General features: G+C 67.4%; 14 protein-coding genes and 2 tRNA genes. 12 read left to right on the forward strand and 4 right to left on the reverse strand.

What is annotated here, in order from left to right:
- Positions 1–128: 128 nt before the first annotated feature.
- Positions 129–647, forward strand: coding sequence for a hypothetical protein (locus tag G6019_RS00405; protein ID WP_375292905.1), 519 nt, complete (start codon positions 129–131; stop codon positions 645–647).
- Between the two features lie 80 nt (positions 648–727).
- A tRNA-Asn gene (locus G6019_RS00410) sits at positions 728–800 on the forward strand.
- Between the two features lie 113 nt (positions 801–913).
- On the opposite strand, the gene G6019_RS00415 is transcribed toward G6019_RS00410, so the two are convergent.
- Positions 914–2008: a type I restriction enzyme HsdR N-terminal domain-containing protein gene (locus tag G6019_RS00415; protein ID WP_182613316.1), complete on the reverse strand. Its 1095-nt coding sequence runs from the start codon at positions 2006–2008 to the stop codon at positions 914–916.
- Positions 2009–2141: 133 nt separating this feature from the next.
- Between G6019_RS00415 and G6019_RS00420 the strand changes: the two genes are divergently transcribed.
- Both G6019_RS00420 and G6019_RS00425 read left to right on the forward strand, forming a co-directional pair.
- Positions 2142–3527: a carboxylesterase/lipase family protein gene (locus tag G6019_RS00420; RefSeq protein WP_182626889.1), complete on the forward strand. Its 1386-nt coding sequence runs from the start codon at positions 2142–2144 to the stop codon at positions 3525–3527.
- Between the two features lie 55 nt (positions 3528–3582).
- Positions 3583–3656: transfer RNA gene (locus tag G6019_RS00425), tRNA-Ile, on the forward strand.
- Between the two features lie 503 nt (positions 3657–4159).
- Here G6019_RS00425 and G6019_RS00430 read toward each other — a convergent pair.
- Positions 4160–5242 (reverse strand): DUF4062 domain-containing protein, encoded by a 1083-nt coding sequence (locus G6019_RS00430; protein WP_182613315.1) that lies wholly within the window; start codon positions 5240–5242, stop codon positions 4160–4162.
- 200 nt (positions 5243–5442) lie between these two features.
- Here G6019_RS00430 and G6019_RS00435 point away from each other — a divergent pair, with 200 nt between their 5' ends.
- From G6019_RS00435 to G6019_RS00445, 3 genes are all read left to right on the forward strand, one after another.
- Complete coding sequence (locus G6019_RS00435; RefSeq protein WP_182613314.1) at positions 5443–6399, forward strand: AAA family ATPase; 957 nt, start codon at positions 5443–5445, stop codon at positions 6397–6399.
- A 74-nt stretch (positions 6400–6473) separates the two neighbouring features.
- Positions 6474–9011 (forward strand): S8 family peptidase, encoded by a 2538-nt coding sequence (locus G6019_RS00440; protein ID WP_206681792.1) that lies wholly within the window; start codon positions 6474–6476, stop codon positions 9009–9011.
- Between the two features lie 66 nt (positions 9012–9077).
- Complete coding sequence (locus G6019_RS00445) at positions 9078–9542, forward strand: hypothetical protein (protein ID WP_182626892.1); 465 nt, start codon at positions 9078–9080, stop codon at positions 9540–9542.
- 118 nt (positions 9543–9660) lie between these two features.
- Here G6019_RS00445 and G6019_RS00450 read toward each other — a convergent pair whose 3' ends face one another.
- Positions 9661–9849 (reverse strand): hypothetical protein, encoded by a 189-nt coding sequence (locus G6019_RS00450; RefSeq protein WP_182626894.1) that lies wholly within the window; start codon positions 9847–9849, stop codon positions 9661–9663.
- Between the two features lie 234 nt (positions 9850–10083).
- On the opposite strand from G6019_RS00450, the gene rarD reads away from it, so the two are divergent.
- Positions 10084–10989 (forward strand): EamA family transporter RarD, encoded by a 906-nt coding sequence (gene rarD / locus G6019_RS00455; protein ID WP_241725786.1) that lies wholly within the window; start codon positions 10084–10086, stop codon positions 10987–10989.
- Between the two features lie 40 nt (positions 10990–11029).
- Here the strand turns inward: rarD and G6019_RS00460 are convergent, their stop codons facing one another.
- Positions 11030–12139: an alpha/beta hydrolase gene (locus tag G6019_RS00460; RefSeq protein ID WP_241725788.1), complete on the reverse strand. Its 1110-nt coding sequence runs from the start codon at positions 12137–12139 to the stop codon at positions 11030–11032.
- A gap of 59 nt (positions 12140–12198) precedes the next feature.
- Here G6019_RS00460 and G6019_RS00465 point away from each other — a divergent pair, with 59 nt between their 5' ends.
- The 4 genes from G6019_RS00465 to G6019_RS00480 all read left to right on the forward strand — a co-directional run.
- Positions 12199–13185 (forward strand): ABC transporter ATP-binding protein, encoded by a 987-nt coding sequence (locus G6019_RS00465; protein ID WP_182613183.1) that lies wholly within the window; start codon positions 12199–12201, stop codon positions 13183–13185.
- On the forward strand, positions 13182–14762 hold the full coding sequence (locus tag G6019_RS00470; RefSeq protein ID WP_107756146.1) for an ABC transporter permease: 1581 nt from the start codon (positions 13182–13184) through the stop codon (positions 14760–14762). Before G6019_RS00465 ends, G6019_RS00470 begins: the two co-directional genes overlap by 4 nt.
- Before the next feature lie 94 nt (positions 14763–14856).
- Positions 14857–15732 (forward strand): serine hydrolase domain-containing protein, encoded by an 876-nt coding sequence (locus tag G6019_RS00475; protein WP_182613184.1) that lies wholly within the window; start codon positions 14857–14859, stop codon positions 15730–15732.
- Between the two features lie 204 nt (positions 15733–15936).
- On the forward strand, positions 15937–16390 hold a 454-nt coding region (locus G6019_RS00480), incomplete at its 3' end, for a DUF3145 family protein (RefSeq protein WP_182626896.1).

Raw genomic sequence — 16390 nt, forward strand, 5'->3', positions numbered from 1 at the left:
CCCGTGGGCCAGGCCGTCGCGGCTCGGGAGGGTCCGGGGGTGGGCCCCGCCCGCTGCGGGACCGCGCCGAAAGAGGCGGGGGGAGAGACGACCACGAGGCTGTTTCCCGGGACGAACGACGAGCTCCCGTGGAACCGACGGGCGTACCCCTGCCCTCACCGGCGGACCCGGTGCTGTGGCCGCAGCGCGAGGCGCTCAAGGCTGCCCTGCAGTACCCGGGTCTGGCAGGGCCGCTCTTCGACTCGCTCCCGTCGGAGTGCTACACCCATCCCGCCTACTCCAGGCTCGCCGCCGCGGTGTCCGCCGCCGGGGGGTGTGCCTCGGGCAAGAGCGGCGCGAACTGGGTGTCCGAGGTGTCCCGGGGGCTCGAGGACGACGGGCTGCGGCGGCTGGTGGGCCTGATGGCGGTCGAGACGCTCCGGGTGGCGGAGGACGCGCTGCCCCGGTACGTCTCCGGCGTGCTCGCCCGACTGCAGGAGGTGTGGGTGTCCGGTCAGATCGCCGACCTCAAGTCGAAGGTGCAGCGGATGAGTCCGGCGGCGGACCCGGAGGGCTACTCGGCACTGTTCGGTGACCTCGTCGCGCTGGAGGAGTACCGGCGAGGACTGCTCGACCAGGCTGTGGGCGCCACGCCCGACATCGCCTGACCTGGCGATTTGGACCGACGGCCGCGCTCGCACTAAGGTGAGTTCTCGGTGCTCGGCGTGATCGTCGGTCGCCGAGGCAATCCCCCATAGCTCAATTGGCAGAGCATTCGACTGTTAATCGAAGGGTTTCTGGTTCGAGTCCAGATGGGGGAGCAGTCGAAGGCAGGTCAGGAGTGCTCTTCTGACCTGCCTTCTGTGTTTGCGTCGCCGAGCTCTCCAGCGTCACGTTGGGCTCCAATCGGGATGACGAGGTTGGAAGTGGCCTGTCACTCACCGGCTAGGGCGGCGATGCGCGCCAAGATTGCGTCCGCGTGATCGTAGATGTCGTCCAAGGTTGCAAGTGGGTGCAACGTCTCCTGTTTGGCCTCGTCGAACACCCCTATTCTCCAGTTAGAAGAGTTGAAGTGCAGGCGCGCTATCGGTTTGCGATTGTTGTCATCGAATAAGATGGCGCAATACGATTTGGCATCGCGCATATAGATACGTGCCGCCGATACTTTCTGTCGGGCTATAGCCTTGATGATCTGGAACGCCTCGATCTCCTCAGGCGAGGTCTCAACATCATCCTCTGGCTGGACCAGCGTGGGTTCGGGTTGCGCCTGCTCCGTACTCGGGGACTCCATTTCGGTCGGGGTGTGCTCATCTAGGTCTTGGGCGGTGCGAAGGCGGCGGTTGGCCTCATCCCGGATGAACTGTGCGCCAGCTGTGCCAACCACTTCGCGGAAGAACTCGAGTACTTGTGCGGTGAGTCGCCGAGAGGTTACCCGGTTCGCAAAGTAGCGCACCCAGTCATCCGACGGCTCTCGGAATTCAGCCGCCATTGCTTTGCGTACCTCGGCCACGTACTTGAGATGCTCAGCTGAAGCGGCGATCGTCTCGGCATCGAATTTGCTCTTGGTGCACTTCTCCAAGTGAGGGAAGATGCGTTCGTCGATGTTGGCGAGGTCCAATGTCATGAAGGGCTTCTCGTCCATTCGATTTGCTGCGTCAAGCTGTGCGTAGAAGTGGTACACCTCTCCGTTGGTCAGAATCGCAAACTCGGTGTCCGTGACGTTGAAGTAGCGGATCAACTGCGTAGCGTGGTCCAAGCTGAGAGGCGAACCAATAGTCTTGCACTCGATAAGAAACCGGAAGTCCTCGCCGCTCTTGATCGCGTAGTCGACCTTCTCACCCTTCTTCCGTCCGACATCGGCAACGTATTCAGGAATGACCTCCCTCGGGTCGAAGATGTCGTAGCCGAGCACATCTTGGATGAAGGGCGCGATCAATGCGGTCTTGGTGGCCTCTTCTGTTGAAATGTGGGCTTTGAGGTCGCGGACCTTAGCAGCGAGCTGGCGAACGGACTCTTCAATGGTCGGCATCGCGACTCCAAGCCTCGGGATAAGTAAGTCGTTTTAACTTGTAGCAGGTCTCACAGTCTCCCGCTCCTACTCTGAAGATCCGACAGCATGACGGCGCGATCTCAACGTGAAGGCGGCCGCTACGCTGGCGCCCATGACACGCACCGAGGTCACTCTGTCGACCGGCCGCGTCCGCGGCACCGACCTCGGCGACGTCGTCCGCTTCTACGGGATCCCCTACGCCGAGGACCCGGTCGGCGACCTACGCTTCGCCGCCCCGGTCCGACGAGCGCCGTGGGAGGGGGTCCGTGATGCGACCAGGCCCGCCGCCACCGCGCAGAGGCTGAGATTCGACCCCGACCCGGCGATCCCCGAGCCGATCGTCGCGGGGAGCGACATCCTGCACGTTGACGTGTGGGCACCGGCGGAAGGCGGGTCACACCCCGTGCTGGTGTGGATCCACGGAGGCGGCTGGGAATCGGGCTCATCCCACCAGCCCTGGTTCGACGGATCGACCTTCGCGCGCCGCGGGATTGTCGTGGTCTCGGTCGGCTACCGCCTCGGCGTGGAGGGCTTCACCCCGTTTCCCGACGCCCCGGACAACCGGGGGCTGCTCGACTGGGTCGCCGCACTCGAGTGGATCCGGGACGAGATCGCCGCGTTCGGCGGAGACCCCGACCGGGTGACGGTCTCCGGTCAGTCGGCCGGCGGGGGAGCGGTGCTCTGCCTGCTGGGTTCTCCGCCGGCTGCGGGGCTGTTCCACGGGGCGATCGCGGCGTCACCGGCGGTTCTGCGTGCCCCGGCGACACACCCGCCCAAGGGGGTCACCGCGGAGGGGCTGGCCGCCGGGGGGCGCGGCACCGTGGACGAGTTCCACCGGCGCCTGCGGCGGGAGAACCAGTTCACGCTGCCGTTCCGGCCCGTGGTCGGAGGCGAGACGATCCCCGTCCCTCCACTGGAAGCCGTCGCGGCAGGGCCCACCACGGGAGTACCGTTGCTCATCGGCTCCACCGCGACGGAGTTCGAGGCCGTCTCGGACAAGCTCCCGGGCCCGGCGCTGGTGCCGGGGGCCGCGTTCATGGCGCTGTCGCAGCAACTCCCGAGGCAGGGGCTCAGGGCGTTGGCCCGGCAGTCCAACGGACGGTCGCTGCGACGTAGCGTGGGCGCGGTCATCGACGCGGCCGCCATCCACTCCACGGTCGCCCGGGCCGCCGAGACGAGACTCGCCGCCGGGGACCCGACCTGGGTGTACGACTTCTGCTGGACCGGGGGAAACGGATCTAGACACTGCGCCGACCTGCCCTTCTTCTGGGCCGTCCCGAACGGCGAGAACGTGGAACGCTATCTCGGTGCGCCGGCGCCGCCGAGCCTGGTCGAGGCGATGCACGACTCCTGGGTCTCCTTTGTCGCCACCGGCGACCCGGGCCACCCCGCCTACGACTCGCCCGATCGTGTGGTGATGGCGTGGAACGATCCGCCCGCGCAGGTCCCTGACGGTCTTTCGGCCGTGCGCGCAGTCTGGTGGCCGGAGGCTCGGTGAGAGATCTTGCTACGATTGCGCCGCACGTGCCGGTGGACGTTCCCGGCGCGTGCGGGGGGCTATAGCTCAGTTGGTTAGAGCCGCGGACTCATAATCCGCTGGTCGCGGGTTCGAGCCCCGCTGGCCCCACCCCGCGCACGAAGCTCGAACCCTTACCGATGGAATCGTTGGCTAGGGTTCGGGTCTTGTCGCTGTTCTGGGTCCAGTTGGGGGCATTGGCGTTGCTCTCGGGGTCGAGGAGCACTTCGATGGGTCGGTTGTTCTCGGAGTTCGTTGTCTTCGTCGATGTAGACCTTGGTGAAGAAGGCTTTGTTGCGCAGGCGCCGGTTGTCGTCGTTGCACCGTTGGTAGATGTCGACGCAGTTTGCTAGGAGTCCGAGACCGCACGCTAGGTCGGCGAGCCCTGGACGGAACCGCTGGGTCGGCCATCCATGATCCACGCAAGGCAGCGGCGTGGTGACGGTACGCTCGCACCGTCGCCGCCTACCGCGACCGGTACGGCATCACTGATAACTCGCCCCTCGGCCCGGAACCGCGGCACCTGCTCATTATGTAGCTACATAGATCCGGAGCAGGCTTGGTGATCCACAAGACCCGCACCGTGCAGGTGATCCTCTAAGGACCCGTCTCGATTACAGGCCCGTCACGGTGCCGTCGATCGAGACGGGTCCTGGGTCCGGTTCGTTCACATAGACGTGCGGCGGGGTCCAGGTGGCCCGCAGACGGCGCACGCCTTGATGAGAGGGGCCGAGCGCGAAAGAGTCAATCCTCGACGCTGCTTGTTCGGTGATCAACCGCTCGGCGAACAACGGTCGAGCCACCGGCCGCAGGACGCTGTCGTCCAGGCCCAGTCCCCGCAGCGGTGCCAAGGGATCGATCGGCCGCGCCATCCACCCCTTCTGGTGGCCGAGCAGCGACGTGCCGAACAACCCATCGGACAACGCCCGCTGACCGACCTCGTCAGCCGATATCCCGTTGATGGATACGCGCATGTTCGAGCTCCGCTGATCCTGTGCGGCCAGCGTCAGCCGCTCCTCATGACCGATCGTTGAGACGGTCCTGGTGGACAACTCCACGATCTGCACCGGCAGTGCCGTGTGAGAGGAAGCGAACGGGACACCGCCGGTGCGGTTGTCGCGCAGCCGCGCCAACTCGGAGTGGACTGCATCGCTGCGCACCGCCGCAGTCAGCGAGATCGTCTTCCCGTCGTTGGTGATCTCGCGCGCACGAAACAGATTCCGGCCCACCCGCACCCACGGCGCGAGTTCCTCTGCTGCCAGCTCCTCCAGACGACGCCGCGCCCGCCGGCAGAGGTCTTCCGGGTCACTCCACGGGCTCGTCGTGTACAGGTTGCGGGCGCCTTGGATCAGATCGCGCTGCGCACCGTCCATCTCCCCGCCGGTCTCACCGTGGACGAACAGGCACAGCCTCAAGCCGTCGCGCTCGGCCTCCAAGTACTCCGCATGCGTGGCCGAGTACCCGTCGGACATCCGCACGCCGTAGCGCGAACCCCAAATGCCGACGTATACCTCGGAGCTCCGCACCCCGGACAGGTAGGCCTGCTCGGCCGAGATGTCCTGCGCTCCGAGATCCTCGAACATCACCGCTGTCGCCCCGACCGGCACGATCGCTGCCCGCGCCGCTGCCCGCTCGTCGGGCATGTCGGTAATCAGGCTGGACACGAAGACCCGCCGCTTGCTCGCCCACGCCCGCACATCCTCTCCGGCGGCAGCCAGGGACGCCGAGCGCTAGTCGATCAGCAACGACGCATCATCCATGCCCCAAGTCCATCACGGACAGACTCACGAGACCGAGAGAATACGCGAGCGGCCGTGTCGGTGAGGCTCGCTAGCCTTGGAGCCGCCACCGGTAAAGTAGGCAGGACATGAAGATGGGCGACTGAGGGAGGCAGACCATGGCGCGTGCGGACTTGCTTCTCGACCTCGTCGAGGCCGAGCGCCGTGGCGATCGAGATCGCTTCCGCGTCCTCGTCGAGGCGGTCATCGCGGAGGAGCGAGCCAACCAGCACCACCTGGTCGCCGACCGTCTGTCCGAGCTGATTACCACCACTGGACAGAGTGCCCCACGTGATGACCGCGCCGCAGCCATGCGTGACCTGGTGCAAGAGATCATTCCTCATCGGCGCCTGGACGAGTTGGAGCTTGCTCCGGTCCCGCAACGCGTTGTCACTGAGCTGATTGAGGAGCAGAAGCGCGCCGAACTGTTGCGAAGTTATGGGATCGAACCCCGCAATCGACTGCTCTTGTCCGGCCCTCCGGGAAACGGCAAGACCAGCGTTGCCGAAGCCATCGCTTCGGAGCTGATGCTGCCCTTCTACGTCATCCGCTACGAGGGGGTTGTGTCAAGCTTCCTGGGCGAGACCGCCGCGCGGCTCGACACCGCCTTCGAGTTCGCCCGAACCCGCCGTTGCGTGCTGTTCTTCGACGAACTCGACACCATCGCCAAAGAACGATCCGACGAGCACGAGACCGGGGAGATCAAGCGGGTTGTCTCCACTCTGCTGCTCCAGATCGACCAGCTACCTCCGCACGTGCTGCTGGTGGGAGCGACCAACCACAGCGAACTGCTCGACCGGGCAGCATGGCGACGCTTCCAGATCCGCGCTGAACTCGAACCGCCCAGTCGTGCACAGGCGACCAGCTTCCTGGAACGCCTCGCCGTCCGCTTGGGCGGCGACCTCGGATTCGCCCCCCGGACCCTGGCGGACAAGCTCGCCGGAGCAAGCTTCTCCGAACTGGAAGAGTTCGCGTTGGACGTGCGCCGCAGAGCCGTGCTCGAACTCCCCGACAGCAACCTCCGACGGATCGTCCAGGAACGTCTTGAGCACAGGCGAGATCAGGCGGCGGGGTGACCGCGGAGCGCCGGCCACTCCTGGCGTTCGGGTCGCCAACGGTGGTAGATCGGCCCACACAAAAGACCCGGGACATGCCGCGCTTGTCCAAACCCCACGCCGGTCGCCAGGGGGAGCGGCTGACGCCGCAGTTCAGCGAGCTGAGCGCAGCGTTCGACGCCGAGCGGGCGCGTCTGTCCGCTGACACACCCGACGAGGTCGACCCAGCGCTGGTGGTCGTCTTCGACCTCGCTGGCAGCATCAAGGACTTCCGCAACGCGATCGACAAGATCGAAGGACTGGAGTTCCTGTCCGAGCTGATCGGAGACCAATCGGACCCAGACGACGACTTCCACATGACCGAGTCCAAGAGCGGCCGCACGGACAAGCCCATACAGCACTCCCTGTACCTGATGATGTCGAACGCCAAAGCGATCGAGGAACTCCTGCGCCTCTTCACCGCCTGGCAAGCAGACCCGTCAGCATCGTTCGACCACGGCTTGGGCAAGTTCAAGACCGCGTTCCAACAGCTCACCGCGATCCGGCGGTGGGGGCCAGAAGATCGCATCCGAGAGACCGGCTTGCGCGAGCAGTGGCAGCAGAACCTCGACGTTGTCGGCCAGTCCGTGAGCACCGTGATGGTCGAAGTCGAGCTGTGGTACCGTCGCGACGCAACTCAGCTCGCTACGGCACAAGCACACGTCGAGCTGGTCATCTCCGACAGTGGTGGCCGTGTGCTGGACCGATCCCAGATCGGCGAAATCGGCTATCACGCACTGCTCGCAGAACTGCCGGTCCAACAGGTTCACGCGCTGCTGGCCGACGGGGCCGAGTCAATCCGCCTACTGACCACCGACGAAGTCATGTTCGTCAACCCGTTCACTCCCATGAGCGTCGCACCGCAGACCACAGAACCAGTCAGTGAGGTCCGCCTGCCACCCGGAGGGCGCACCGATGGCCTGCCTAGGGTCGCCCTGCTGGACGGGTTGCCGTTTCCCAACCACGATGCTCTCGCCGGTCGGCTGGTCGTTGACGATCCCGACGGGATCGGCGAGAACTACCCGCTGGCCGCTCGCCACCACGGTACCGCGATGGCCTCGCTGATTATCCACGGTGACCTTTCCGCTAACGGCGAGCCGCTCGACCGGCCACTGTATGTGCGGCCCATCATGCGACCCCACGAGTTCATGGCAGGACACGAGCAGATCCTCCCAGACCGGTTGCTCGCTGATCTGCTGCATCGCGCGGTCAAGCGAATTGTCGAAGGAGAGGCTGGTAGGGGACCGGTCGCGCCGAGCGTGCGCATCATCAACCTGTCCATCGGTGCGCAAGCTCGAGCGCTCGTGCGCCGGATGAGCCCTGTCGGACGGCTACTCGACTGGCTGGCCCACTCCTACAACCTGCTGTTCATCGTCAGTGCCGGCAACCACCTTGGCCCGCTCACGATCCCGACCGATGCCACTTCTAACGCCGACACGGCACGGTCCGCCGCGCTCCGGGCTGTCTACGACGCGGCGCTGCTGCGAGGCATCCTCCCTCCAGGCGACGCCCTCAATGCTCTGACTATCGGCGCCACCCACAGCGATGGACTCGGCGACATCGACGTGCCGGACACCGCCTGGGACATCACCCACCAGAACGGCCCAGCCCACTACGGCGCGACCGGTCCCGGCGTCGGCCGCTCGGTCAAGCCCGATCTGCACCACATCGGAGGCAGGGCGCTGTATGCCCGCCCTGTCAGACCGCCTGCCGGGCAGGAAACCGTCGAGGTGGAACTGGCTCCGACCGCAACGACCGGGCCAGGCCTGCAAGTAGCGGCGCCTGGGCGAGCGGGCGCAACGAACAACACCGTCTTCACCGTCGGCACGAGCAACGCAACCGCGTTGGTGGCCCGCGAAGCCAGCCGCCTGTACGACATCCTCGAAGCAGGCGCGGACGAGCCCGAAGACGCGCCGCTACCGGACCCGCAGTACCACCCGCTGCTCGTGAGAGCCCTCCTCGCCCACGCCAGCAGTTGGGGCGAGTGGGAGGGGCGGCTGCGTCGCGAACTCGGCCTCACCAACCAGCAGGCCCGCCGCCACCTGACCGCGCTCCTGGGCTACGGCCGGCTCGACACCGACCGGCTCGGAAGCGCAGCCACGAACAGGGCAGTGCTGGTCGGCGGAGGACTAATTGCACGCGACCAACGCCACACCTACGAGCTGCCGCTCCCACCTTCGCTCCGTTCACGCGCAGAGTGGCACCGCTTCACCATCACCCTCGCCTACATGGTCCCCACCGTCGGGCAGCTCAACCGCTACCGGGGTGCCAAGGTCTACTTCGCCACGCCAGACACCCGACTTGCTGGCGGGGAGCGGATCGATGCCGAACACAACTCGGTCAGACGGGGAAGCCTCCAACACGAGATCGTGCAGGGCACCCGCACGATGGTATTCGGCGATGACGGCACCTTCCCGATCCACGTCGAGTGCATGGACGATGCCCAGCGGCTCCGCGCCGGCAAGACGGTTCGCTACGCGCTCGTGGTGTCCGTCGAGACTGCGGAACAGACGTCGACCACCATCCATGACGAGGTACGGGCGAGACTGCGCCAGCAGGTTCGCGATCGCGCACGCGGTCGGGTGCAGAGTTGAGTTGGCTTCCTGGCTGGCGCGCTGTCACTGCTCGGCGTCGGCAAGAAGGGCCGTGAAGGTAGTCCGATGTCGACTTATGAGGAACGGTATCGGCGGTTCTTGCTAGTCAGCGAGACAACCGCGGATAAGGCCCTTGCGGCGCATAAACTGCTCACCCTGGCCGGCGGGATTGATGGCTCCGCTCTCTCCGCCAAAGAGAGATCAGCACTTCGATTTGTCTGTTTCTCCCTCCTTATCAACGCGGGAACAGTGATGTGGATGCGGAGGGAGGTGCTTGCTTACCCGCAGCGCGTTCGTCACCCGTCGGGTTGGGAGAGACCCAGCGATCTGGAGGAGACCACCTCCGCCCAAGGACTCGGTCACTTCCGTGGTGCTGAAGCCTGCAGCCGTGACTCGATCACAGATGGCCGGGGCGATGAAGTCCGACTGGATGACTGCCGGAAACAGCTCAGCACGCGTTATCTTCCGGCGTGCGATGTCGTCAGCGACGCTGGCTTCTTACTGCGCAAACAAGTCACCCCAATCGATTAAGTCGAGCGGGAGGCCCACGCACGCGTGATTGCGCGGACCTGCGTCTAGCAGTAGCTCTTTGTACTGGCGGTGGATCGGGGCTCGGATGTCGCTACTTTTGTCCCCGGAGACGGCGCGCTCATCGGTCGATCTCGTTCAGTTGCGGACGCCGCCAGCGGTCAGGTGAGCGATGCCACGCCCGAAGACGCGAGGCAGCAGTTCGGCGCTGCGCGACGAACTGCTCACCCAGCTTTACTATCGTCGCGTCCGCCTCGTAAAGGCCCACCAGCTCGTCCACCTGCGCCGGGCTCAAAATGGTTCGAGTCATCTCATTTGCGCGCACCATCCGCCCCCGCGAGTCCTCCACAGACGGCTCCAGAGGCCTTCGATCCCGCCGGTAGACCCCGGCGACCTGAGAGAAGCCACCGTTCTGAAGGCCTGGCAGGGGTTCTCGAACTCTCTCCGGAGGTTCACCAAGACGTGCCCCCCGCTCCGCTGATGAGACGGCGACCGCGTGCGGGCCTCCACCCGCACCGGGCCGGTCGACTATATGTTCTTCCCCATGAATCGGACGGGGGCCATCGGCGATACCGCGCGCGGGGCTGGTTCCGTGGTCGTGGCGTCGAGCCTGTTCGGCCTGATCTTCTACCTCTCCGGGGTGATCGACGCCTCGGCCGAGGTGATCTTCGGGTGGCGGATCGTGGTGACCTTCGCCTGCTACAGCCTCGTGTTGATTTTCCCCTCGGGACGCGCGATGGCCCGTGACTCGTGGGCGGCCCTCACGCGGACGTGGTGGTCTCCGCTGGTGTTCGGGCTGCTCTGCGCCCTGGTCGGGGTACAGCTCTGGCTGTTCTCCTGGGCACCGCTGCACGGCCACGCCCTGGATGCGTCGATCGGGTTCCTGCTCCTGCCGCTGGCCCTGGTGATCGGCAGCCGGGTCGTCCTCAAGTCGCGCGTGTCCACCTGGCAGTGGGTGGCTGTGGGGATCGCCGCCGTCGCCGTCGTCGTCAACATCGCGGTCACACCGAGCGTGTCCTGGGTGACGCTCGTGATCTGTACGGGGTACCCGGTCTACTTCGTCGTTCGCCGCCGTGTCGGCATGGACGCGCCGATGGCGTTCGGGTGGGAGGTCGCCGCGCTCACGCCTGTCAGCGGATGGTTGATCTGGTCCGGCACCCAGCATCCGTCCTCGGTCGCGGGCACCGTCGCGCTTCTCTCGGTGGGCCTCGCCGGGGCGGCGGCGATGGCGGCGTACCTCGCCGCGTCGCGGTTGCTCCCGCTTCCCCTGTTCGGGCTCCTCGGGTACCTGGAACCGGTGCTGCTGGTCGCCGTGGCGTTCGCGCTCGGGGAGACGATCCGGGGGGTCGACACCGTCACCTTTGTCCTGCTCGGCCTCGCCCTGGCCCTGCTCGCGGCCGAGGGCTACCGGGCGGACCGACGCGTCCGGTCTACCGGTGCGACACCGTAAGCGGGTCGACACCGTGACCGGGGCGACTCTCGGCGAGGGTTCAGTACGCCAGACCCATCCGCAGCGCGCCCACCGCCTCCGACAGCGCGGCGCGGGCGAGTGGGGTCGCGCCGACGGCGTTGACGAACGGGTGGACCATCGTGGAGTGCCGCCGGAGCGAGACCTTGACCCCGGCGTCGGCCATCTTCCGCGCATACGCCTCGCCCTCGTCGCGTAGCGGATCGAAGCCGCCGGTGGCGACGTGCGCCGGGGGCAAGCCGGAGAAGTCCTCGGCCAGCAGGGGGGAGGCGCGGGGGTCGAGACGGTCGGCGTCCGACCGCAGGTAGGTGTTCTCGTAGAAGTCCATGTTCTTCCCCGTGAGGAAGAACCCCTCGCCGAACAACTCGAACGAGCGGGTCCGCGCCGACATGTTGGTCGCGGGGACGAACAGCAGCTGGAAGTCGGGGGTCTTCTCACCCGCATCGCGGGTCTGCTGACACACCACCGCCGCCAGGTTGCCGCCGGCGCTGTCCCCGCCCACGGCGATTCGCGTGGGGTCCACCCCGAGGGACTCGGCGTTGTCCCGCACATAGCGGAACGAGGCCACGGCGTCCTCGGCTGCAGTGGGGAAGAGGAACTCGGGGGCCAATCGATAGTCCACGCTGAGCACCTTGAGGCCACCCATGCGGGCGATGTACCGGCAGGTCGCATCGTGGGAGTCGATGCTCCCGAGCACCCAACCGCCACCGTGGAAGTACACGAGCATCGGCAGAGGATCATCGCCGTGGACGGGGGAATACAACCGGGCCGGGAGGTCGACCCGGGCGGTGTCGTCGCCTGGACGGCCGGTGCCGGCGAGCGGCAGGACGAGGTCCTTGACGACGGCGAGCTCGATCCGGTTCCCCGAGACGGTGTACGCCGACCGCTCGACGGTCTCGCGCGCCTGCTCGAGCGGCATGTCCTCGTACTCGCCCTCGGACAGCAGGGACATCACGCGGACCCCGGCCTGGAAGTGCGGGTCCAGCACCTGACCATCGATTCGTCGGGGTGCGCCGCCGGCCAGCTGGATCACCGGACCGGGCAGCGAGCCCGAGGCGGTCATGACGGCCTTGGTGAGGCGGTCGGTGATCGAAGGGCGGAAGGTCCTGTGTCCGGACATCGGAGAGAGCATTGCCACATTGTGCCGAGGATGGAGAGGATGGTCGGGAGGATTCGACGAAGGGAATGGTCATGCGTTCAGATTCGGACCCGGTGGTGCACGTCGAGGGCCTGGTCAAGACCTTCGGGGCCACGCGGGCGCTCGACGGCCTGGATCTTCAGGTGCGCCGCGGCGAGGTACACGGTTTCCTGGGACCCAACGGGTCCGGCAAGTCCACCACCATCAGGATCCTGCTGGGCCTCATGCGGTCAGATTCCGGACGCGCGACGCTGTTCGGGCGCGACCCGTGGAGGGACGCGGTCGACCTTCACTCCAGGTTGGCGTACGTCCCGGGGGAGGTGACGCTGTGGCCGCGGCTGACCGGGGGCCAGTGCATCGACATCCTGGGTCGGGCGCTGGGGGGACTGGACCCGGCACGCCGCGCGGAGTTGATCGACCGCTTCCGCCTGGACCCGACCAAACGCACCCGCGACTACTCCAAGGGCAATCGGCAGAAGGTCTCGCTCGTCGCCGCGCTGGCGTCCGGAGCCGAGTTGCTGGTCCTCGACGAGCCCACCTCCGGGCTCGACCCGCTGATGGAGCAGGTGTTCCAGGACTGTGTCCGGGAAGCAGTCGACGGCGGTTCCACCGTGTTGCTCTCCAGCCACATCATGGGCGAGGTCGAAGCGCTGGCCGATCGGGTGAGCATCATTCGCGACGGCCGCACGATCAGCTCGGGCACCCTGGGCGACCTGCGTCGCCACACCACCACCGAGGTCCACGCCGTCACCGACACCGACCCCCGCGCACTGGAGGCCGTCGACGGGGTCGACGGTCTGCGGTTCGAGTCAGCCGGGGACGGGCGCTTCGACGTCCGTTGCCACGTGCCCGCCCAGCGGCTCGGCGAGGTGACGGGGATCCTGCACGCGGCCGGGATACACACGCTCACCGCCACCCCGCCCAGCCTGGACGACCTCTTCCTCAGCGCCTACTCGGGCGCGGGGGCCGGTGAGGGATCCACAGCCGGACCCGCAACGGGACCCGCGGATGCGGGCACGACCGGTGGCGGTCCACAGTGAGCTCCGCGCTGGCCGGCACCGGCCTGCTGGTGCGGATCGACCTGCGGACGGGGTGGCGGTCCGCGGCCGCGTGGGTCGTCGGGTTGGTCGCGCTGTACCTGGTCACCGGCGTCTCGGTCGCCGCGCTGTACGACACCCCGGAGAAACTCGCCACCTACTCGGCCTCCCTCGGCGAGGCGATGGTGATGCTCAACGGCCGCGTGGCCGGACTCGACACCCTGGGCGGGGTGATGATGAACGAGTACGCGTCCATCGCCTCGTTCGCCATCCCGATCATGGCGATCGCCCTGACCGCCCGGTCCACCCGCCGGGAGGAGGAGACCGGCAGGACGGAACTCCTGCTGTCCGCCAGGACGGGTCGGCTCGCCCCGGTCACGGCAACTCTCGTCGTCGTCGCCGGTGTCTTCCTGCTCCTCGGCGCCGGGATCTGGGCGTCGACCCTGGCCATCCCGGTCGACCGGGCCGGTGCCGCGTTCTATGCGGCCTCTATCGTCGCCACCGGGTGGGTGTACGCCGCGGCCACGGCGGTGCTCGCGCAGGTGGTGGCCCACAACCGCACCGTCTGGGCGGCCGGCCTGACCCTGGCCGGCCTCACGTTGGTCCTGCGAGGCATCGGGGACACCAACGAGAACTGGGTGAGGTGGACATCACCACTGGGGTGGCTCGGTCTGGTGCGTCCGTTCGGTGATCCCTCTGCCCTCCCGCTGGTCGTGGCCGTGGTGGCGGCCGTGGCGCTGTCCGGCACCGCTCTGTGGCTCTCCGGACGCCGCGATCTCGGGGAGGGGTTGGTCCCCGCCCGCACGGGACCTGCCGCGGCCTCGAGGTGGCGGTCATCCGAGCTCGGCGTGGCGGTCCACCAGCACCTCGGCGCACTCATCGGGTGGACCCTCGGGGTCGTGGCGCTCATGACCATGTACGGCGCCCTGATGAACGTCGTCGTCGAGGCGATCGTGTCCAACCCCGCCCTCGCGGGCTTCCTCGTCGAGTCCCCGGCACTCGTCGACTCACTCGTGCAGATGCTCGTGGTGTTCGTCGGTATCCTCGGCGCCGGATTCGCCCTGCAGACCCTCGGCGGATTGCGGGGTGAGGAGACCTCGGGGCGGCTGGAGCTCGAACTCGCGGCCGGCCGCTCCAGGTGGTCGGCGCTCGCGCTGCACACCGCGGTCGTGGCCGTGGGAGCCGCAGTTGTCGTCGCGGCGGGGTCCGCGGCGTTCGGCCTGGCCACTGCCGTCGCCCTCGACGACCCGGATTCGGTGGGTCGGATCGTCGGGGCCGGATCCTGGCAGGTGCCCGCCGCGATGGTGTTCGTCGGCCTGTCGGTCGCCCTGTTCGGACTGGTGCCGCGCGCTCAGGCGCTGGCCTGGGCGGTGTTCGCCGTCTCGGCCGTCGTCACGTTCATGGGACCCACCCTCCGGCTCACCGAGTCTCAGATGCGCCTGTCGCCGTTCGGTGCGGTGGGTCGGGCACCCGTCGGGCCGGTCGACACGGTGGGGGTGATGGTGCTGCTGGTTCTGGCGGTGGCCCTCGTGGGCGCGGGGGTGGTCGGGTTCCGTCGGCGCGACGTGCCGCGGACGTGACCCCGGACGGGGCGGCGGAACTGACACACTGACCCCGCACCTGTAGACGATCCGGCCGGCGGCGGCCCGATCTGCCATCACCCGGGAGGATCACATGTCGGACGAGTTCGATCGAGACCGGTTGCATGCGGCGTTGGCGGTGGTCGAGGACTGGCCGGTGGACAACGTCTCGGCGGCGGTCGTCGGTGCGGAGGGGGCCCTGGCCGTGCGCGGCGACGACACCCGCGTCTATCGGCTCGCCTCGGTGACCAAGCCGATCGTGGCCGTCGCGGCACTGCTCGCGGTCGAGGAGGAGGCGATCTCCCTCGACGAGGCCGCCGGGCCCGAGGGGTCGACCGTACGCCACCTGTTGGCCCACGCCTCGGGCCTGGACTTCAGTGATCGCGACAAGGTCCGCGCCGGGCCGGGGGAGCGGCGCATCTATTCCTCCGCGGGCTTCGAGGTCCTCGCCGACCACATCGCGGAGGCCACCGGGATCGCGTTCCCCGACTACCTCACCGAGGCCGTGTGCCAGCCGCTCGGGATGGGGTCGACGGCTCTCGAGGGATCGGCCGGGCACGGAGCGTCGGCCAGCCTCGCCGACCTGATCTCCTTCGCGACCGAACTCGTCGCCCCGACGCTCCTCGCGCCCGAGACCCTCGAGGAGGCGGTGACCGAGCAGTTCCGCGGCCTCGACGGCGTCGTGCCCGGGTACGGCATGCACAAGCCGTGCCCGTGGGGCCTGGGGTTCGAACTCCGTGACGCCAAGCACCCTCATTGGACGGGCCAGCACAATTCTCCCGGGACCTTCGGGCACTTCGGGCAGTCCGGCACGCTGCTGTGGGTGCAGCCCGAGATCGAGACGGCCCTGGTCGTGCTCACCGACCGTGACTTCGGGGACTGGGCCAAGCCGCTGTGGCCGGAGCTGTCGGACCGCGTGGTGGATGCCGCCACCCGGCGCAGTCGTCCGGAGGATTCACTCGGAGGCTGATCGCCCAGTGTCCCCGACACGCCGCCCGGGACTCACACCGGCGGGATTACGGTGCTGTAACTTTGCTGAGAATGCAGAAGTGTCGCTGGTGTAATTCCATCACTTGAGGCACAGTTGTCTACTACAACCACATACGAATCATCGTTCACACGATTTCGCGAGGTCGTTGGGGAAGACGTCCCTCAGTGAGTCGGGAGTGAAGCGATGTCTGATCTGAACCATTTCGCGGATACGACGACAGGTGTGGTGTTCATCCATGCCGCGCCCACCGCGTTGTGCCCTCACGTCGAGTGGGCTCTCGCGAGCACGCTCGACGCGTCGTCAGCTATGCGGTGGGAGGACCAGCCGGCCCAGCCGGGCGCCCGCAAGGCGATCGTCGACTGGATCGGTCCGGTCGGCACCGGTGCGCGCCTGGCCGAGTCGCTGGCCAAGTGGTCGATGCTGGCCTTCGAGGTCACCGAGGACCCGAGCGACCTCGTCGACGGCGAACGCTTCTCCCACACCCCCGAACTCGGGATGTGGCGCGGCCAGACCGGCGCGAGCGGTGACGTGGTGATCGGCGAGAACCGGCTCCGGCACCTCATGGCCGCCGGTCCCGCCGCCTTCCATTCCGCGGTGGACGCCGAACTCGGGACGGCGTGGGACCGCGCCCTCGAGC

The sequence above is a fragment of the Dietzia sp. DQ12-76 genome, assembly GCF_014145045.1.
Lineage (GTDB): Bacteria > Actinomycetota > Actinomycetes > Mycobacteriales > Mycobacteriaceae > Dietzia.